24 protein-coding genes and 1 pseudogene are annotated in these 16,669 nt (G+C 71.5%); 10 read left to right on the top strand and 15 right to left on the bottom strand.

Going from position 1 to position 16,669, the window contains the following annotated elements; all coding sequences use genetic code 11:
• Nucleotides 1-32 precede the first annotated feature (32 nt).
• Nucleotides 33-215: a PspC domain-containing protein gene (locus OG618_RS15580; protein ID WP_329488007.1), complete on the bottom strand. Its 183-nt coding sequence runs from the start codon at nt 213-215 to the stop codon at nt 33-35.
• Nucleotides 216-537: 322 nt separating this feature from the next.
• On the opposite strand from OG618_RS15580, the gene OG618_RS15575 reads away from it, so the two are divergent.
• Genes OG618_RS15575 through OG618_RS15565 form a run of 3 tightly spaced genes read left to right on the top strand, consistent with a single transcriptional unit; the run spans nt 538 to nt 2,992 of the window.
• Nucleotides 538-948 carry a GntR family transcriptional regulator gene (locus OG618_RS15575; RefSeq protein WP_329492127.1) on the top strand — a complete coding sequence of 137 codons (411 nt, stop codon included), beginning with the start codon at nt 538-540 and terminating at the stop codon, nt 946-948.
• Entirely contained in the window at nt 945-1,904 is a 960-nt protein-coding gene (locus OG618_RS15570; RefSeq protein ID WP_329488006.1) for an ABC transporter ATP-binding protein, read from the top strand. Before OG618_RS15575 ends, OG618_RS15570 begins: the two co-directional genes overlap by 4 nt.
• Nucleotides 1,901-2,992: a hypothetical protein gene (locus tag OG618_RS15565; RefSeq protein ID WP_329488005.1), complete on the top strand. Its 1,092-nt coding sequence runs from the start codon at nt 1,901-1,903 to the stop codon at nt 2,990-2,992. Before OG618_RS15570 ends, OG618_RS15565 begins: the two co-directional genes overlap by 4 nt.
• Before the next feature lie 160 nt (nt 2,993-3,152).
• Here OG618_RS15565 and OG618_RS15560 read toward each other — a convergent pair whose 3' ends face one another.
• From OG618_RS15560 to OG618_RS15540, 5 genes and pseudogenes are all read right to left on the bottom strand, one after another.
• Nucleotides 3,153-3,311, bottom strand: a complete 159-nt coding sequence (locus OG618_RS15560) for a hypothetical protein (protein ID WP_329488004.1) — start codon at nt 3,309-3,311, stop codon at nt 3,153-3,155.
• On the bottom strand, nt 3,305-3,544 hold the full coding sequence (locus OG618_RS15555; RefSeq protein WP_329488003.1) for a hypothetical protein: 240 nt from the start codon (nt 3,542-3,544) through the stop codon (nt 3,305-3,307). Before OG618_RS15555 ends, OG618_RS15560 begins: the two co-directional genes overlap by 7 nt.
• Nucleotides 3,532-3,795 carry a hypothetical protein gene (locus tag OG618_RS15550; protein ID WP_329488002.1) on the bottom strand — a complete coding sequence of 88 codons (264 nt, stop codon included), beginning with the start codon at nt 3,793-3,795 and terminating at the stop codon, nt 3,532-3,534. Before OG618_RS15550 ends, OG618_RS15555 begins: the two co-directional genes overlap by 13 nt.
• A pseudogene (locus OG618_RS15545) lies at nt 3,792-4,022 on the bottom strand (ATP-binding protein); the annotation flags it as partial. The pseudogene OG618_RS15545 and the gene OG618_RS15550, both read right to left, overlap by 4 nt.
• A gap of 242 nt (nt 4,023-4,264) precedes the next feature.
• Nucleotides 4,265-4,657, bottom strand: a complete 393-nt coding sequence (locus tag OG618_RS15540) for a hypothetical protein (RefSeq protein WP_329488000.1) — start codon at nt 4,655-4,657, stop codon at nt 4,265-4,267.
• A gap of 161 nt (nt 4,658-4,818) precedes the next feature.
• On the opposite strand from OG618_RS15540, the gene OG618_RS15535 reads away from it, so the two are divergent.
• Nucleotides 4,819-5,070, top strand: coding sequence for a winged helix-turn-helix domain-containing protein (locus tag OG618_RS15535; protein WP_329487999.1), 252 nt, complete (start codon nt 4,819-4,821; stop codon nt 5,068-5,070).
• A 43-nt stretch (nt 5,071-5,113) separates the two neighbouring features.
• Here the strand turns inward: OG618_RS15535 and OG618_RS15530 are convergent, their stop codons facing one another.
• The 4 genes from OG618_RS15530 to OG618_RS15515 all read right to left on the bottom strand — a co-directional run bounded on the left by OG618_RS15530 (nt 5,114) and on the right by OG618_RS15515 (nt 7,108).
• Entirely contained in the window at nt 5,114-5,341 is a 228-nt protein-coding gene (locus OG618_RS15530) for a hypothetical protein (RefSeq protein WP_329487998.1), read from the bottom strand.
• Between the two features lie 34 nt (nt 5,342-5,375).
• Nucleotides 5,376-5,921, bottom strand: a complete 546-nt coding sequence (locus tag OG618_RS15525; protein WP_329487997.1) for a glycine-rich domain-containing protein — start codon at nt 5,919-5,921, stop codon at nt 5,376-5,378.
• Between the two features lie 138 nt (nt 5,922-6,059).
• A complete protein-coding gene (locus OG618_RS15520) occupies nt 6,060-6,452 on the bottom strand; it encodes a hypothetical protein (RefSeq protein WP_329487996.1) in 393 nt (130 codons plus the stop codon).
• A gap of 419 nt (nt 6,453-6,871) precedes the next feature.
• Nucleotides 6,872-7,108, bottom strand: a complete 237-nt coding sequence (locus tag OG618_RS15515) for a hypothetical protein (RefSeq protein ID WP_329487995.1) — start codon at nt 7,106-7,108, stop codon at nt 6,872-6,874.
• Nucleotides 7,109-7,250: 142 nt separating this feature from the next.
• On the opposite strand from OG618_RS15515, the gene OG618_RS15510 reads away from it, so the two are divergent.
• Nucleotides 7,251-8,006, top strand: coding sequence for a helix-turn-helix domain-containing protein (locus OG618_RS15510; protein ID WP_329487994.1), 756 nt, complete (start codon nt 7,251-7,253; stop codon nt 8,004-8,006).
• 678 nt (nt 8,007-8,684) lie between these two features.
• Here the strand turns inward: OG618_RS15510 and OG618_RS15505 are convergent.
• A complete protein-coding gene (locus OG618_RS15505; RefSeq protein ID WP_329487993.1) occupies nt 8,685-9,032 on the bottom strand; it encodes a hypothetical protein in 348 nt (115 codons plus the stop codon).
• A gap of 65 nt (nt 9,033-9,097) precedes the next feature.
• Between OG618_RS15505 and OG618_RS15500 the strand changes: the two genes are divergently transcribed.
• Entirely contained in the window at nt 9,098-9,616 is a 519-nt protein-coding gene (locus OG618_RS15500; protein ID WP_329487992.1) for a DUF6879 family protein, read from the top strand.
• Between the two features lie 3 nt (nt 9,617-9,619).
• On the top strand, nt 9,620-10,468 hold the full coding sequence (locus tag OG618_RS15495) for a helix-turn-helix domain-containing protein (protein WP_329487991.1): 849 nt from the start codon (nt 9,620-9,622) through the stop codon (nt 10,466-10,468).
• A gap of 106 nt (nt 10,469-10,574) precedes the next feature.
• Here the strand turns inward: OG618_RS15495 and OG618_RS15490 are convergent, their stop codons facing one another.
• Nucleotides 10,575-11,018, bottom strand: coding sequence for a hypothetical protein (locus tag OG618_RS15490; RefSeq protein ID WP_329487990.1), 444 nt, complete (start codon nt 11,016-11,018; stop codon nt 10,575-10,577).
• A gap of 142 nt (nt 11,019-11,160) precedes the next feature.
• Between OG618_RS15490 and OG618_RS15485 the strand changes: the two genes are divergently transcribed.
• The 3 genes from OG618_RS15485 to OG618_RS15475 all read left to right on the top strand — a co-directional run bounded on the left by OG618_RS15485 (nt 11,161) and on the right by OG618_RS15475 (nt 13,906).
• Nucleotides 11,161-11,805, top strand: a complete 645-nt coding sequence (locus OG618_RS15485; RefSeq protein WP_329487989.1) for a PhzF family phenazine biosynthesis protein — start codon at nt 11,161-11,163, stop codon at nt 11,803-11,805.
• 194 nt (nt 11,806-11,999) lie between these two features.
• Nucleotides 12,000-13,427, top strand: a complete 1,428-nt coding sequence (locus OG618_RS15480) for a hypothetical protein (protein ID WP_329487988.1) — start codon at nt 12,000-12,002, stop codon at nt 13,425-13,427.
• Nucleotides 13,428-13,549: 122 nt separating this feature from the next.
• Nucleotides 13,550-13,906: a ribosomal protein L7/L12 gene (locus OG618_RS15475; protein ID WP_329487987.1), complete on the top strand. Its 357-nt coding sequence runs from the start codon at nt 13,550-13,552 to the stop codon at nt 13,904-13,906.
• Here OG618_RS15475 and OG618_RS15470 read toward each other — a convergent pair.
• From OG618_RS15470 to OG618_RS15460, 3 genes are all read right to left on the bottom strand, one after another.
• A complete protein-coding gene (locus OG618_RS15470) occupies nt 13,873-14,445 on the bottom strand; it encodes a VanZ family protein (RefSeq protein ID WP_329487986.1) in 573 nt (190 codons plus the stop codon). The two genes, OG618_RS15475 and OG618_RS15470, sit on opposite strands and share 34 nt — an antisense overlap.
• A gap of 188 nt (nt 14,446-14,633) precedes the next feature.
• Nucleotides 14,634-15,044 (bottom strand): hypothetical protein, encoded by a 411-nt coding sequence (locus OG618_RS15465; protein ID WP_329487985.1) that lies wholly within the window; start codon nt 15,042-15,044, stop codon nt 14,634-14,636.
• Nucleotides 15,041-16,636, bottom strand: coding sequence for a HAMP domain-containing sensor histidine kinase (locus tag OG618_RS15460; RefSeq protein ID WP_329487984.1), 1,596 nt, complete (start codon nt 16,634-16,636; stop codon nt 15,041-15,043). Before OG618_RS15460 ends, OG618_RS15465 begins: the two co-directional genes overlap by 4 nt.
• Nucleotides 16,637-16,669 lie beyond the last annotated feature (33 nt).

Genomic DNA, 16,669 nt, shown 5'->3' with positions numbered 1-16,669 from the left:
CGGAGGCGTAGGGGGCGTGGGGGCGCCGGGGCTCACGGCTCCTGGGGGAGGAGCAGCCAGAGCGCCAGGTAGATCAGGAACTGCGGGCCAGGGAGCAGGCAGGACGCGAGGAAGATGATCCGGACGGTCCAGGGGGTCAGGCCGAAGCGCTCGGCGATCCCGGCGCAGACGCCGGCGATGACGCGGTTGTGGCGGGGGCGGGCGAGGCGGCTCATGGCGGTCTCCGTGTTCCTGGCGCCCGGTCCGGGCTCTCCGGAGGGCGTACTTCCATACTCCGCCGCCTCCACCCCCGGATCCTCAGCCTCGGCGGCGATCCCGACCCTGGCCTTCGTCCCCGGTGAGGAGGACCCGACCTCGGGGTTTGTCTCGGGGGTGCCCCGGAGGTTCGCCTGCGCAGGAGTGGGAAGTCGGGCGGGCCGACTTCCGGTGCGAGGGGGCTGGAGGGCCGCTCGCGGGGGCGACGGTCCGGTCCGGAGTTGACGGCCGATCATCTCAGGTGCACTATTCCACTAGTTAACTAGTGGAAAGGTGGATGTCATCGTCGAGTACCTCATCGACCGTCGCGGCGGCCTCTCGCCGTATCTGCAGATCATCGAGCAGACGAAGCGGGCACTGCGGCTCGGAGTGCTCCAACCCGGTGACCAACTCCCCACCGCCCGCGAGGTGGTGGAGGCGACGGCGATCAATCCGAACACCGTGCTCAAGGCCTACCGCGAGCTCGAACGCGAAGGCCTGGTCGAGAGCAGGAGGGGTGTCGGGACCTTCGTCCGGAAGTCCCTCGCCAAACCGCCGACCGTCGAGGACTCGGTCCTGCGCGTCGACCTCGCCGACTGGATCGCCCGGGCGCGGGACGCGGGCCTGGAACGCGAGGACGTCGCCGCTCTCGTCGACACCGCCCTCGACCGCGCCTACCCCACCAGCACCGAGGCCCCCGAGGAGTCCGGGTGAACCACCCCGCAGCAGAGCACCGACCGACCGAGGACGCCCCCGCCCTGGAGGCGACCGGCCTCGGTCTGAAGTACCGCCGGCGTTGGGCCCTGCGCGACTGCGAACTCCGGCTCCCGGCCGGCCGCGTCTGCGCGCTCGTCGGCCCGAACGGCGCCGGCAAGAGCACCCTGATGGCGCTCGCCGCCGGACTCCTCGCGCCGACCGAGGGAACGGTCGCGGTGTTCGGGACCGGACCGGGCGGAGCCGCCGCCCTGCGGCGCACCGCCTACCTGCGGCAGGACAAGCCGCTCTACCCGCGGTTCACCGTCGCGGAGACCCTGCGCGCCGGCCGGGAGCTCAACCCGGGCTGGGACCAGGAGATCGCGGAGCGGATCGTCCGGCTGGGCGATCTCCCGCAGAACGCCAGGGTGGGCACGCTCACCGCCGGCCAGCGCACCCGGGTCGCCCTCGCGCTCGTCCTCGGCAAGCGCCCCGACCTGCTGATGCTCGACGAGCCGCTCGCCGACGTCGACCCGGTGGCCCGCCAGGAACTCACCGGCATCCTGATGGCCGAGGCGGCGGAGCACGGGACGACCATCCTCATCTCCTCGCACGTCCTCGCCGAGCTGGACGGCGTCTGCGACCACGTCACCGTGCTGCGCGACGGGCGGATCCGGCTCAGCGGTGACGTCGACGACCTGCTGGACGACCACCGCCTGGTGGTCGGCGCCACCGAGGGCGCCGACGGCACCCCGGCCGAGCTGGCGCGCCACGAGATCGTCGAGCTGCGCCGCACCGGCCGCCAGGCGACCGCGCTGCTCAGGCCCCACGGAGAGATCGACCCGCGCTGGGACGTCAGCCGGCCGAACCTGGAGGAGATTCTGATCGCCTATCTGCGTACCGCCGCCCCGCAGGGCCGGCCCCCGGCCGGGGTCGGCGCGCACACCGCCGGTCGCGAGGAGGTGGCGGCCCGATGAGCACCGCCGACCTCGCCACCCCGCCGCGGAGCCGCCCGTCCGGGCGTCGCCTGCTGAGCGGCACCACCTGGCTGGGCCTGCGCCAGGACCGCACGCCGCTTCTGATCGCCGGTTCCGTCCTGGTGCTGCTCTGCGGTTGGATGGTCTACCTGCACAGCCGGATCGCCGACCAGATAGCCGAATGGCGCCTCCAGGGCTGCACCGTCGTCTACTTCCCGGCGGAGTGCGAGGCCAGTCGGGCGATCACGCTCGACGCGCACTGGGGCATCGCCGTGATGATCACCGGCTGGCTGCTGGTGATCCTGCCGATCGCCTTCGGCGTCTTCTACGCGGCGCCTTTGCTGGCACGGGAGTTCGAGACCGGGACGTACGCGCTGGCCTGGACGCAGTCCGTGTCGCGGCAGCGTTGGCTGGCGGCCCGGCTGGGCGTGCCGCTGCTGCTGACCCTGGTGGGGTCGAGCCTGCTCGCGGTCGTCTCGACCCGGTTCGTCCACCAGGTCGAGGGGCGGTTCTCCATCCCCGGCCTGTACCACTGGTTCAGCTGGATGAGCCGCAGTGCCTCCGGGCCGTCGCTGGTCGTGTCCTGCCTGCTCTCCGTCGCGCTCGGGGCCGCCGTCGGACTGGTGGTGCGGCGGGTGGTGGCCTCGATCGTGGTCACGGCGGTGCTGACCGTCGCCGTACGGTTCGCGGTGGACTCCGGGCGGTACCTGCTGACGCCGGCGCGGGAGGCGCTGGCGAGCGTCCGGATGGCTGCGCCCGATGCGGTCGGCCCGATGTCCGTGGTCCAGACCGGACGGGTGACGACGTCCTCGCCGCTCGAATCGCACATCGTGGAGAACGGTTTCCTGACCCGTGACGGCCTGCGGATCCCGGCCGACAGCGACTGGATCGGCACCCTCCCGGACGGGACGGCCGTCTGCCCCAGCGATGCCTGCCAGGCCCACTACGACACCATCGACCGGTTCTACACGCTCTACCACCCGCCGGCCGACGAGTGGATGATGCACTGGACGCAGACCGGGCTGAGCATGCTGGCCACGGCGGCGCTGCTGGTCTTCTGCGCGCTGTGGGTGCGCCGCGTGCGCTGAGCCGGCGTTGGGTGCGGTTGTCGGGCAGGGCCTCCCTCGTGGGGCCCTGCCTTCCGCTTGCCCGGATGAGGTGGCAACTCTGCAATGGAGTGGAGAGTCGGACGGGCCGACTTCCGGCGTGTGGGGGCCGCGGCGGCTGGGGCGGCAGCCGCCGGGCGGGTCAGCGTGGCAGCCGCTCGCGTTCGGAGTCGTCCTCGGTGCGCCGGTTCACGCTGAGCGCGGTGATCACGCCGAGCACGACGGTGAGGAGCGCGAGGGCGAGGAGGAGCACGAAGGCGGTGGCGACGAGGAAGTCGACGGTGCCGCCGGCCCTCACCACCGGACGCCGATGACGCGGCGGCCGAGACGGGCGGCTAGTGCGTAAAGCAGTTCGTCGGCCTGGTCGCGGGTGAGCGGGAGGGCGAGGTGCTCGCCGGGGCTGGCGTTGACGTCGAGGTCGACGGCGACGCGGAGTTGGAGCGCGGCGTCGGGAACGGTCTCCACGGCGAGGTAGGCGACGGTGGTGCGCTCGGTGTGGATCGCCTGGGTGAGGAGAGGGATCAGGACGCCCACGGGTCACCCCGTTCGGCGGCGCTCGCGGCGGCGCGCAGGAGGCCGAGGAGGTTGAGGAGGGTGGCGACGGGGGCGTTGCCGAAGCCGATGAGGACGCGGCCGTCGACGCTGCCGTTGGTGGCGGCCGAGTCCCAGGCGATGCCGAACGGGCGTCCGAGTTCGTGGAGTTCGGCGAGCAGGGTGGTGACCTGGGGTTCGGTGTAGTCGCGCATCCGGGGGTCGTCCGGTGCGACCGGGGCGTGGCGGGTCATGCGGCGGCGTCCAGCTCGAACCAGACGACCTTGCCGTCCTTGCGGGCGTCGGCGCCGAAGCGGTGGGTGAGCGAGCGGACCAAGTGGATCCCGCGGCCCGAGAGTTCGTAGGGATCGGCGGAGGTGCGCTGCTCGGGGAGGGTGGGGCTGTCGTCGGCGACCGAGACCCGGAGGGTGCGGTTCGCGAGGACGACGACCACGAGGGGCGCCTGGCTGCCCGCGTGGCGCCAGGCGTTCGCCTGCTGTCTCTTCCCGTAGTAAGAGAGGCTGAATGAATGCCCCGCCCAGGCGAACCCGGACGGGGCTGTGAGGGTCTAGCGGCCTTGCTGCGGGACGCAGGGCCTCCGGCACGCCCAACGAACGTAGGACGGGCCGCTCACGCGGTCCACGACGCCGATCACCTTGCCGTCAGCGGTCGACGTCCCGCAGAGGCAGCACACGAACGCCTTCATCGTCTTCTTCCGGGCCATCACGCACCCACCCCCGCGAGAACCCGGTGAGCGTCGGTCGCGTCGTCCAGCCAGTGGAGTGGGCCGGGCAGATCGAGCTGCGCCGCGAAGGCTGCCGCCCGCCGTCGGGTCTGCTCCCAGCGTTCCGCCTGTTCCATCGCCTGCCGCTTCCGGACTGCCGCCTTCTCGTCGTCCGGAGCCTGCTCCCACGCTTCGAGATACAGGGGGACCAGCCGGGGCAACTCCGGAAGAGGCATGGTGCGGACGAGCAGGTGAGCGGGGAACGGTCGGCGCCACCCGCAGATGCAGCGCGCTCCCTGGGGCGCCTGAACGTCGGGGGCGCGGTGCTCCCCGCACGCCGGCAGTAGCAGGCGCAGCACCCATAGGAACGCGAGAACGATAAACTGGGTCATGTCTTAGCTCCACAAAGCTAGGGCCACTCCCCGGGACGGGTGCAACCGTCGCCGGGGTTTTTGTTGCATCGAAAGTACCGTGCTTGTATAGGTACGTCTGCCCATGAGCAGGCTCATATAGGTGCGTGGCGCGACGGTCAGGTTTGTTTAGGCTTCTCCCCATGGCTTCCTCCGTGATCGACTACGAGTCCCCCGATCCGCCCTACAGGCAGATTGCAGCGGACCTGATCAGGGATATTGAGAACGGCTCTCTCGCGGTCGGGCGCCCGGTGCCATCCGAATCGGATCTTGTCCAGCGGTACGGCGTCGCCAGGAACACGGCCCGGAACGCGATCGCCTACCTCAGGCGCGAGGGGTACGCCTTCACCGTGGCGCGACGCGGCAGCTACGTGAAGGATCGGACGACGGAGTAGCCCCGCCCCGGCGAACCGGGGCGGGGCCGTTTCGATGGGTGACTCAGCGAGACTGCGGAACGACGAACCCTCGCGCCGGACCGCCCTGTTGGGACCTGCCCGCAATGACTGTCAGTGCTTCGTCGGTGATGTCCCGCCGGGTAGTGGCATCGGCGCTGTCGTACACCCGCCAGCGGCCGTTCGGATTGTCGAGGTCTTCGGGGGAGACGATCCCCCGAATGCCCAGCCGCCGAAGGGTGTTGGCCACCTGCTGGGCTTCGTTCTCGTCCACGTTTCCCGCCCTTTCGGAGTTCGGTGCGCCCAGGCTAGCGGGCGCCGCCACCACCTCCGCCGCCTCCGCCACCCCCGTTGCAGTGCGACGCGCACCCTCCGGGGTTGATCGGCCCGCAACCACCGGGTACCGGAGTGTGGGAACAGTTCGCGGCCACGGACACCAGGGCGCGGGTCGGGCCGGTCCACAGTTCGTGGTCGGGCGTGTACCCGGCCTCCTCGATCAGGGCGACAGTCCGCACCAGGGCCGCCTCATCGTGGCGCTCCGGGTCGGGACGCTCCGGGTAGTGGTGGACGAACCCGCCGAGCTTTTCGCACAGCTCGGCGTACACATGGGTGTGCAGGATGAGCGCGTGCCACCCCTCGTCCACGACGTTGGACGGAGTGACCCGCGCGGTGGGGAACGTGCGGGCGGTGGCAACGAACTTGAGCGCTTCGGTAACAATGCGCTCAGCCGTGTCTGTGGCCATACCGGGGTTGTTGTCCAGGACGGTGAAGACAGTCCCGTCGAACTGCGCGGGGTTCAGCAGGTTGCGGGCCCCAGGGCCGGTGTCGCCGGGCGGACGCTCAGGCGTGGTCATACTGGTGTCTCCTCGCATCGTGCGGAGCCTGGGCACCGGTTGGTGTCCGGGTCGTGCGGTGTTGCGGAGCCCGCTCCGGTCGGCTGCCTGCCAGGGATTTCCGGCCGGAGCGGGAGTCTTGTAGATCGTTTCCGTCAACTAGCTGTCCACGGGGGCGGCCGGTTGGAACGGGAGTCTCGCGCTTGCCGGCGGGCGGCCGTCGCGGTTCTGCTCGTACCGGTTCTCGACCACAAGCGGGTCGGCACAGCGAATGGTCTTGAAGACCGGTCGGCCGGCCTCCGTGCGTCGGATGAGGATGGTCGTCGCTCGGACCTTGCCGGTCAGCGGGTCGGCAACGCGCTCCCGCCCCAGGACGGTCCACACGCGGCGGAACCGATCGCGAAACTGTTCCTGCAACCCCGGCAGCCCCAGGTCTTCGACGCATCCGCCGTCGACCCGTCGGGGGCACTGGCAGCCATCCGCGCTCTCGTCCGGGTCGAACTCCGGCGCGAGGAGGTAGGTCTCCGCGCTGTCGTAGAGAGGCGGTGCCACCGGCTCAGGGGGCGGTTGTCTCAAGCGGGGCACGCTGTCTTGCCTCTCTGGCGTAGCGGGGGGTCGACCCCGCCCGTCGCGCCGGGGGGTACGTGGCGGGCGGGGCCGGGCTCGCGGGCTGCGGGACCCGGAGTCGCCCAGCGGTAGAAATGGGAGGACGCCCACCGCTGGGGGTGGAGCCCGCCCCAACCGCAAGTCCTTGGACGGTCGTTGCGGCCGGGACGGGGGCTAGTAGCGCCGACTGTCGAGCTGCCGGCGGAGCTTCATTCGGTGCGCGAGAGCACGCCGGTAGGGGCTGAACAGCGTTACGGGCCAAGTCCATTGGAGGTAGGCCCCCCAGGCGACGTGGACGGCCGTGATCGGCTGCGTGAGGATCAGCCGCAGCCACCGCCCGGTTCGGGCTGTCCGTCCATACGGGTTCACGCGGCTACCGGCAGGTGTGCCTGCCTCTTCCGGCCGCAGACCATGACCGGCGGCTCGTCGGGGTGCCGCTCCTGGTAGCCGGCCGGGAGCACGATGCCGAACCGCCTGCACTCGCACACCCAGTCGGGTACGTCGGTGTCCGTCACGGTGCCGGTCAGTTGGACCGGCCTGCCGCACTCGCACCGGCAGGACTCCGCAGTGTCCGGTACGGGGGTCGGGTTGCGCTTCGCCATTGCCGCTCCTCTGTGTCCACGGAGGGCTTGATGGTGTCCTGGGAGGTCGAACCATTGCGACGCCACGAGGGCGTCCCTCCGACGTCTTGGCAAGGCGTCATTTCGGTGTCGTACAACAGCAACCGGTTCTATCGTGGAGTGCATGACGACGCCGAACGAGACACTGCGGGCCGTACGCCTCGGACTTCGCCTGAGTCAAGACGAGTTCGCGAAGCGCCTGAGGGAGGAGGGGGTCGCCCGAGGGGAACCCAACGACGCAAGCAAGCGCCTTGTGCAGCGCTGGGAGTCCGGAGATGTCAAGGCCCCCCGCCCGGTGTACGTTCGGGCTCTTGAGGCAGTCACGAAGCTTTCCGTGAACCGCCTCGGCTTCGACTCGCCACAGCTGTCACTTGCAGTCAGCGTGGACGGTACGGGAGGGCATGACGTGACCATCAATGAACCGGGCGTGCCCGTGCAGGCTGAACCCACCCCTACGGGCGAGGACTACTCAGGGGTCTGGATCAGCCACTATGAGTTCTTCAGCAGCAGCCGGGAGAACACGTACACCGGCCTGCACCACGTCGTACTGTCTCAGCGGGGGAATCGGATCACCGGCCGCTCCCTTCCCGGGGCGTCGTCCAACCCCGACTCACCGCTGTCGTTCGATCTCACTGTTGATCGGAACATTGTGACGGGCTCATGGGTGGAGCAAACCGCGCAGGATGGCTACTACCAGGGAGCGAGGTACCACGGCGCCATTCAGTTGCTGGTCGATCCGACCGGGCGCCGCATGGCTGGCAAGTGGGTCGGATTCGGCAAGGAATTTGACGTCAACACCGGCCCCTGGGAACTCCGATTGCTGGACAAGTCCACAGCGGACGAAGTTCTGAGCCGTTACAGCGTGCCGCCGGAGGCGTAGCACCGCAAAATGCATAAAGACCCCAGCGGGAATCCGCTGGGGTCTCATTGCTGTTCGTGGGACGTTACGGCCCTTGACCGCATGGTTAAGAGTGCATACCGGGGGCCTTTATCGTGGGTTGATTTCATCAGCATCCCTACTCCACAGCGCAGTTGATCTCTGGGGGGCGCCCTGGGTCCGGGCCCACACTCAGGGCGCGTGTTTCGAGCTGGGGCCGGGATCGCTGGCGGGCACGGCCGGGAACTTTCGCAGCGCCCTGCCCAGCCAGCCGCACGGAAGCTCCTGCCTCAGATGCAGATGATCACTGCGTCTGACTGCGGTGTCCGGCCCTGGTGGACCCTCGCACCTTCCAGAACGGGCAAGCCGTCGGTCCGCCCGGTGTCCCGCCAGCACCCGAGGCACGACGCGTGAACATTCCCGTGCTCGCGCCTGCCGCCGCTGCGGATCGGCTTCGTCCACGCCAGGACGAGACCAGCCACCGGGCCCGTGTGGTCGCACCGCTCACAGCGCAGCGGTAACCGCCTGAGCCCGATCTCTGCCAATCGCGCAGCTATCTCGGTCAGCAATGGCTCACGATGCGGTGGCCGGCCACGCCACCGGTACAGGTTGGCGAGACAGACCACCCCCTTCCTCAGCACCCCCATGGCGAGGACACCCCCCTACCCCCGGTTGCTGTGATCACTGCTGCGCCCGTGCCCGTGCCTGCTGCTGGCGGTCGCGGAGCCGCTGGGCTTGGTCGTCCGTGAGCTTCGGCGCCGATACCGTGACGCGCTTGCTCGGGTCGGCTCGCAGGCGGGCAAGCTCCTCCATGTGCTGTGCGTCCTGGGCGGCAAGCATCTCGGGAGAGTTCAAGTCCGGCTCCGGCTGGTCCGCGAAGGCAGCCAGGTTCGGGGTCTTGTCCGGGAGTGTGGCGCTAACGATCTGCACTGACGTGGCTTCCTGCACCCATACGCCCGCCACACGGGCCAGAGCACGGAACAGCGCGCGGTCCTGCCCGAATGCCTCGGGAGCCGTCCGCGACACCATGATTGAAACTCCACTGTGCAGCCCGACGAAGATCCGCGAACTGTCCGCAACTACAACAGCAAACGGTGGCCACTGCGGTTCGTGAGGCGCTCGCCAAGGCCCGGCGGTCGGCCGTGCACCTTGAGATGCGTGACAGCTACATGCGTGACGACCCGGCGTTCATCTCCTGGCAGGGAGGGCACCGGGAAGATCCGGAGGATCGTGAATCCTGGTGGCGGCCATGGCTCGATGTCGTGGCCGAGACGACCGGACGAGGCGTTTCGATGCGGCGGGCCCGCGTCGTGTCGGAGCCTGTCAGTGACTACATCCAGTACGAGTACGACGGCACGTTCACGAATATCGCAGCAGGTGAGCAGGTGCGCTGGCTGCCTCGATCGACAGCGCGTGATCTGTTGTTGCCCGCTCTGGACTGCTGGGTAGTGGACAGCGAGACGCTGATCCTCCATCACTTCAGCGGTGACGGGCAGTGGGCCGGCTCGGGCATGGAGGTCTGCACGGACCCGGCTCTGGTTGAGCTGTACGCCAGGGCATTCGAATCCGTCTGGCTGCGCGCCGTCCCCCACTCGGAGTACCGGCCGACCTGATCCATGACTCTGTCAGCATCGTCAAGCGTTCAGCAGGCGCGCCGGGATCTCGCCGATCGGCTCGGCGAGATCCGGCGGGAGGCGGGGATCACCGGGCGGGAACTCGCGCAGCTCTGTGGCTGGCATCCGTCCAAGACGTCCCGAATCGAGAATGCCCGGACGGTGCCTTCACCGGCAGATCTTCTGGCTTGGTGTCGGGTTTCCGGAGCCGATGACCAGGCCTCGGATCTCATTGCCTCGTTGCGGGCTGTCGAGGGCATGTTCGTCGAATGGCGCCGCATCGAGCGTGACGGTTTGAAGCGCGTGCAGGAGTCAGTCCTACCGCGCTACGAGCGCACGCGCCGCTTCCGGGCGTATTCGTCGTGGCTGGTGACCGGGTTGCTCCAGACGCGGGCCTACACCGACGCGGTGCTGCGGGCCGTGCAGCGGCGCCGGGTCGTGGTGGACGATGTGGACGCCGCTGTGGAAGTCCGGATGGAGCGGCAGCGGATCCTCCGCGAAGGTGACCGGCGGTTCGCCGTTCTCCTGGAGGAGTCCGTCCTGCGGTCGGGTCCCGGCAGCCGGGATGTTCAGCGCGAGCAACTGGCGCACCTGCTGACCGTGGGCGCGCTGCCCCATGTCAGTCTCGGCATCGTCGCCATGGGGCCGGGCCGTTCCCGGATGCCGGTCGAGGGCTTCTGGATCTACGACACCGTCCAGGTCAACGTGGAACTGGTCTCCGGCTACCTCACCATCACCCAGCCCAGCGAGATCGCCCTCTACGCCCAGGCCTTCGCCGAACTGGCCGACCAGGCCGTCCACGGTGAGCAGGCCCGGGCCCTGATCGGTGCGGCGATGGAGGCGCTGGCGTGACGGGCGGGGAATCTGCGCCAGCAGATTCCCCGCCCGTGAATGCTGCTCTCGCTCGCCGCCGTCCGCCGGGCGGGTGCCCGGCGGACGGCGTGGGGATGCGAGCCGGTCAGCCGGCCGGGGGAGCCTGCGGGGCCGGCGGCTGGGCGACCGGGGCCGCCTGCGGGGCCGGGGCGGGCTGGGCGTAGGGGTTCTGCGCCGCGTTCGGGTTGTACGCGGCGTTCGGGTCGTACGGGGCCTGGTAGGCCGCCGGTTGCGGGACCGCCGGGGCGTTGCTGCGGGCGACCAGGGCCTTCACGGCGTTGGCGATCAGCAGCACGGGGAGGATGAACGCCTGGAAGAACATCCGGTACTCACCGCCCTCGAAGACGAACGCGAGGTAGTACGCGTAGCCGGCGAACGCGATGCCGGCGATCACGTTGATGACCCGCCAGCCGCCGCTCAGGCCGCCGCCGACGTTGACGGCGCCGAGCACGACCATGGCGATGCCGCTGATGGCCAGCAGCACGACGTACCAGGAGAAAAGCGGGTCAACGGTGAAGTCGAGATTCACGGAGTCAATTCCTGTGGGAGGTGAGAGAAAGAAATCCTTGGGGACGAGTGGGCACAGTACTGGACCCCGCGGACAATCGCCGCCACGTTTTCGTCACGACCTCGTATACCGGCGGCGCCCCCACCCGTGGTTGGGTGGGTGAATGACTGACTATGAGGTCCTTCGGGTCTTTTGCGGCCCCGACGGCGGCCACGGGAACCCGCTCGGCGTGGTCCGCGACGGCGCCGCCGTTCCCGGTGCGGCCGACCGGCTGGCCGTCGCCCGGCAGCTCGGTTTCAGCGAGACCGTCTTCGTCGACGACGCGGAGCGCGGTGTGATCGACATCTACACGCCGAGCCTTCGCCTGCCCTTCGCCGGGCACCCCTGCGTCGGTGCGGCCTGGCTGCTGGGCGTGGACCGGCTCGTGACCGCCGCCGGCGCCGTCGGGGTGCGCCGCGACGGCGAGTTCACCCGCATCGAGGGCCGCGCCGCCTGGGCGCCGGGCCGCGCGCTGAGGCGGTACGGGTCCGCCGCCGAGGTGGACGCGCTGGACGTCCCGCCGCCGGGGGAGTGGATCTACGCCTGGGCCTGGCAGGACGAGCGGGCGGGCACCGTACGGGCGCGCGCCTTCCCCGGCCGCGGTGACGGGATCGACGAGGACGAGGCCACCGGCGCCGCCGCGATCCTGCTCACGGCCGAGCTCGGGCGCGACCTGATCATCACTCAAGGCGTCGGCTCCCAGCTCGTCACCGGCGTCCGGCCCGGCGGCCTGATCGAGGTCGGCGGCCGGGTGCGGCGAGCGGCGTGACAGCCGTCACCCGGCGTTCGTCCCGGCGACCGATACTCCTTCACGAATGGTCCACACGTTCGGATATGATGCCGCCGTTGCTGGAGGTTTGGGGGCGAAGCAGCGGGACGGACATGGCCTGCGACGAGGTTCCCTCTCAGTCCAGGCGACCCATCGTCTGCCGGGCTCGGCCCGCTCTCCTCCGTGAGGTCCCCTTGCGCACTCAGCACCGCAGTCTCCTCGCTCTGGCGGCCACAGCCACCCTGGTCTCCGGCACCGCCGTCGCCGCCGCCCCGGCGGCGCTCGCCGCCCCCTCGATCGCCCGGCACACCCAGGGCACCCTGGGCGCCCAGACCCAGAACGGGCCCGTGTCGATCACGCTGAGCGGCCTGCCCGGCACCTTCACCGCCGGTGCGGCGCCGGTCGAGTTCACCGCGACCCTGAAGAACTCCGCCGACCACGCGGTCGACGCCACGACCGGCTTCACCCTGGCCGACGTCAACTCCGGCATCAAGGAGACGCAGCTCAAGCTGGAGTTCCAGTCGCCCGGCGGCACGCAGTGGAAGAACGCCCTGCTCAGCCCCGGCCAGACGGTCGGCGCGGTGTGGGAGCTGGACACCTTCGCCACCAGGATCAGCGTGCCGGCCGGGGCTTCGGTCACCTACCGGCTGCGTCTCGCCGTCACCGCCGGCGCCGTCGGCGGCACGGCCACGGCCGGGTTCCGGGCCGTGGTGTCGGACCCGACGCTGCCCCCGGAGCAGCGGATCTCCACCCCGGCCAGCGAGTTCGGACGTTTCACCATCGCCCCGGTAGGCGGCCCCAGCACCCCGCCGGTGACCGCTCCCGGCCCGGCCGAGCCGAGCGTCGAGGGCGTCCCCGCCTCCTTCACCACGGGCGGCGAGGCGAAGGGCTTCAAGCTGGTCCTCGCCAACCACAGCGGCAAGGACATCCGCGTCCTCCCCGAGGTCACCCTCCAGGCCGGGAGCACGCTGCCCGCCGACGCGGTCCGGTTCGAGTTCCAGTCCCCGGAGGGCGAGTGGCTGGCCGCCAGGCCCCTCCCGGAGCCGGCGACGAGCAGGCTGATCCTGGGGCTCCCGTCGGGCAGCAAGGACGCCGACCTCGTGAAGCTGCACGACGGCGAGTCCCGCACGATCAACGTCCGGCTGGCCTTCGCCAAGGATGCCCCGGTCGGCGCCGCGTCCGTGCTGCTCACCGGGCACAGCATGCCGGAGGTCAGCGGGCTCGGCGTCACGACGTCCAGCCGGGCGGTCCCGTTCGGCATCGCGGCGCCGGGCGGCGCCGGTACGCCGTCCCCCACGGCGTCTGCGACGCCCTCCGCCACCGCGACCGCCACCGGGACGGCGAGCGCTCCGGCGAGCCCCGCTCCGGTGCCGACCGCGCCGTCGGCGGCCGCGGTGGTCGTCGCGCAGGTCACCGCCTCGGCACCGAACGGCCCGGCGACCACGGCCGCTCCGGTGCCGGTGCCCGTCCCCGTGCCGGACCAGGCCTCCGGGCTGGCGTCGACGGGCGGCGGGTCCTCCTCCGCGCCGATGGCGATCACCGGCGGCATGGCGATCGCGATGGGGCTGGGTGCCCTGGTGGTGCTGCGCCGCCGGCAGCGCACGCAGCGCCCCGGCCGCTGACCGCCCGCCGGGTACGCCCGGCCGGGCGGAGCGAGCCGGAGCGGGCGGGCGGGCCGGGGAGGGCCGGGCGGGCCGGAGCGGGCAGGCGGGCCGGAGCGGGCAGGCCGGGGAGGGCCGGGCGGATGGAGGAACCGGAGTTCGTCGCCGAGCTGACCGGCGCGGGGGAGCGGCGGATCGAGCTGCTCCGCGCCCTCCGCGCCGTGACCGGGCTGAGCCTCTGGCACGGCAGGCTGCTGCTGGACGACCTGCCCGCCCCCGTGCGGGACGGAAACCTGCGGGACCTCGACGTCGCGGTGGCCCGCCTGCGGGCGGCGGGCGGGCGGGTCACGGTGCGCTGCCGGGCGTGCGGGCGGGTCGCCCCCGACGACGGGCGGCTGCTCGACCCGGGCACGTGCGCGGTGGCAGCTCCCGGCTGCTTTTCCTGCCCGGCGAGCAGCGAGCCGCCTCAGCGGCCGTGGGAGGAGACGGGCTCCGCGTAGACGGGAGCGTGGGTCGGTGCGTGGACCGGCGTGCGAGTCGGCGTGTGGGCCGGCGCGGGGGCCCGGGCGGGCGCCGGGCGGCCGGCGCCCGCCCGGCGGGGCCGGAGCAGCAGGGACCGGCAGCCGGGCACCAGGGCCAGGTGGACGATCGCCACGCCGACGCTGGCGAGCAGTATGTGGTCCACGTTCAGGATGTGGCCCGGGGCCCAGGAGGAGAGGAACTCCAGGGCGGTGGCCAGCAGGGCGGAGGCGCCGGTGGTGCGGAGGAAGGACGGGAGCCAGGGGGCCCGCAGGCGGCCGCCCGCGAGCGGGAGCAGGACGCCGAGCGGGGCCAGCAGCAGCAGCTCGCCGAGGACCTGCCAGGCGGTGGAGGAGCGGAGCGAGGCCAGCGGCGTCAGGTTGGCGTCGTAGACCCAGGCCACCGGCAACGGTCTCAGCACCAGCCAGCCCGCCAGGGCCAGGTGGAGGGTGAGGCCGACGAGGCCGACCAGCCGTAGGGGACGGTGGACGGCCGCCGCCGGCCCGGTCTCGGTCCGCACGCCGGAACGCTCGTCGCGTGCCCTGGTGCCATCTCGCTGCACGCGGGGAAGGACGTGAGCCGGTGGCGCGGCGGTTCCACGCCCGGCGTGAACATTCCGCCGCACGCCCGGAGCGGACCGAAACGGCCCGGAGCGCCCCCGTTCGGACCCGATCCGGTCGAGATGCGGCCCGGATCCCACGGAGTCGATCAGCGGCAGGTGGCCGACGCCGTCGGCGACGGCGTCGCCACCGCGGTGAACACGTTGTCCGTCGGCGGGGTGGACGGCCCCGGGGTCACCCGGGTGACCGACGGGGACGGGCTCCCGAAGAACTTCGCCGAGGAGTGCGCGGCGGGCGGTGTCGGGCCGACCGGTGACGGTGCGGCCGGCGCCGTCGGTATCTGCGGCGCGGTCGGGCAGGCCGTCCGGCTGGCGGGCGCGCCGGCGTCCACCGGGACGGCGGTCGGGCGGATGCCGCACCCGGCGGCGAGGGCGGCCAGCGCCACCAGGGCGGCGGCGCCGAACACCCGGCCCGGGCGGGAACCGCGGTCCGGGCGGGAACCGCGGACGGCGCGGGCCCGGTCGGCCGGACCCGCCGGAACGGACGGGCGGGAGGTCACAGCGCACTCTCCTCGGAGTCGTCGGCCGACGGCGGAGGCTGGGTCCGCGGCAGCGTCAGCGTGAACACCGCCCCCACCTCCCCGTTCGCGGCCGTGATCGTCCCCCCGTGGATCTGCGCGTTGGCCATCGCGATCGACAGGCCCAGACCGCTGCCCTCCGAACGCGCCCGCCCCTTGTCCGCCTTGTAGAACCGGTCGAAGACGTGCGGCAGCACGTCCTCGGGGATGCCGGGGCCGCTGTCCGAGACCTCGACGATCACCGTTCCGACCGCCGGGCCGACCACCGGGCCGTCATCCTCCCGGCCGTCCGTCGGGCCGTCGGCCGGGCCGTCCGCCGGAGCCTGCGCGGGGCCCTCCTCCCGGACCGTCACCCGCACCGGCGAGCCGCCGTGCTTGAGCGCGTTGCCGATCAGGTTGGCGAAGACGACGTCCAGCCGGCGCGGGTCGACCACGGCCCGGACACCGCGCGGCGCGTCCAGCTCCACCGCGTCGTACCAGGCCCGGCCGTCGATGCAGGACATGATCAGATCGGCGATGTCCACCTCGTCGGCGACCAGCTTGGCCGTACCGGCGTCGAAGCGGGTCACCTCCATCAGGTTCTCCACCAGGTCGGAGAGCCGGCGCGTCTCGTTGACCACCAGCCGCACGGCCGGCTCGATCATCGGGTCCAGCGACTCGGCCTCGTCCTCCAGGATGTCCGTCACGGCGGTCATCGCGGTCAGCGGCGTCCGCAGCTCGTGCGACATGTCGGCGACGAACCGCCGGCTCTGCGCCTCCCGCGCGCTCAGCTCCTCGACCTGCTCGTGCAGCGACTCCGCGGTGCGGTTGAACGTCCTTGCCAGATCGGCGAGTTCGTCCGAGCCCTCGACTTCGAGCCGGGTGTCCAGATGGCCCTCGCCGAGCCGCCGGGCGGCCTCGCCGAGCCGCTTGACCGGGCGCAGCACCGTCGCCGACGCGGCCTGGGCGAGCAGCGCCGAGCCGATCAGCGCCAGCAGCGTGGCGATCGCCAGCGACCAGCCGAGCGTGCTCAGGTCGGCCCGCTCGTTCTCCAGCGACTTGAACATGTAGGCCGTCGGCCCGGTCGGCACCACCTTGGTGCCGCCGATCACGAACGGCCGCCCCTCCAGGTTCTGCCGCTGCCAGTACAGGTGGAACGCGTACGGGTTGTTCTCGGTGAGCTCGCGCGGCTTCGCGACGGTGTCCCGCAGCTTGGCCGGGACGTCGGCGAGCGTGTAGGTCAGCGGGGCCGAGGAGGCGAGGCAGTCCGGGCGGGCGGGGTCGGAGACCACCACCTCGTAGCTGAGCCCGGAGCTGGCGACGCTGGCGGCGAGCTGGTTCAGCTCGGCGCAGGTGGCGTTCAGCGGCAGCTCGGAGACGTTGCGGGTGAGCGAGACCCGGAAGTCGTTGAGCGCGGTGTTCTGGGCGCGCTTGAGCACCGCGTCCCGGTTGAGCCAGTACGCGATGCCGGAGGCCGAGACGGCGGCGAGCAGCGCGACCGCGGCGAACACCGCGATCAGCCGCACCCGCAGGGAACGCAGCCGTCGCCACGGGCCCGAGGAGAAGCGGCTGGTCGTCGTCTGAAGGTCAGTCACGGGAGCCTGTCGTTGCGGAAGATCAGGAGAGGC

The sequence above is a fragment of the Kitasatospora sp. NBC_01246 genome (assembly GCF_036226505.1).
GTDB lineage: Bacteria > Actinomycetota > Actinomycetes > Streptomycetales > Streptomycetaceae > Kitasatospora.
The sequence above is the reverse complement of the archived record's forward strand: the minus strand, read 5'-3'. Positions and strand labels throughout refer to the sequence as shown.

What these genes read in the sequence shown, in the direction of transcription:
- OG618_RS15475 (WP_329487987.1), top strand. Translation starts at nt 13,550, where the DNA reads ATGGAGGAACCGGAGTTCGTCGCCGAGCTGACCGGCGCGGGGGAGCGG.
- OG618_RS15550 (WP_329488002.1), bottom strand. Translation starts at nt 3,795, where the DNA reads ATGACCCGCCACGCCCCGGTCGCACCGGACGACCCCCGGATGCGCGAC.
- OG618_RS15535 (WP_329487999.1), top strand. Translation starts at nt 4,819, where the DNA reads ATGGCTTCCTCCGTGATCGACTACGAGTCCCCCGATCCGCCCTACAGG.
- OG618_RS15495 (WP_329487991.1), top strand. Translation starts at nt 9,620, where the DNA reads ATGACTCTGTCAGCATCGTCAAGCGTTCAGCAGGCGCGCCGGGATCTC.
- OG618_RS15510 (WP_329487994.1), top strand. Translation starts at nt 7,251, where the DNA reads ATGACGACGCCGAACGAGACACTGCGGGCCGTACGCCTCGGACTTCGC.
- OG618_RS15515 (WP_329487995.1), bottom strand. Translation starts at nt 7,108, where the DNA reads ATGGCGAAGCGCAACCCGACCCCCGTACCGGACACTGCGGAGTCCTGC.
- OG618_RS15540 (WP_329488000.1), bottom strand. Translation starts at nt 4,657, where the DNA reads ATGACCCAGTTTATCGTTCTCGCGTTCCTATGGGTGCTGCGCCTGCTA.
- OG618_RS15505 (WP_329487993.1), bottom strand. Translation starts at nt 9,032, where the DNA reads ATGGTGTCGCGGACGGCTCCCGAGGCATTCGGGCAGGACCGCGCGCTG.
- OG618_RS15525 (WP_329487997.1), bottom strand. Translation starts at nt 5,921, where the DNA reads ATGACCACGCCTGAGCGTCCGCCCGGCGACACCGGCCCTGGGGCCCGC.
- OG618_RS15580 (WP_329488007.1), bottom strand. Translation starts at nt 215, where the DNA reads ATGAGCCGCCTCGCCCGCCCCCGCCACAACCGCGTCATCGCCGGCGTC.
- OG618_RS15565 (WP_329488005.1), top strand. Translation starts at nt 1,901, where the DNA reads ATGAGCACCGCCGACCTCGCCACCCCGCCGCGGAGCCGCCCGTCCGGG.
- OG618_RS15485 (WP_329487989.1), top strand. Translation starts at nt 11,161, where the DNA reads ATGACTGACTATGAGGTCCTTCGGGTCTTTTGCGGCCCCGACGGCGGC.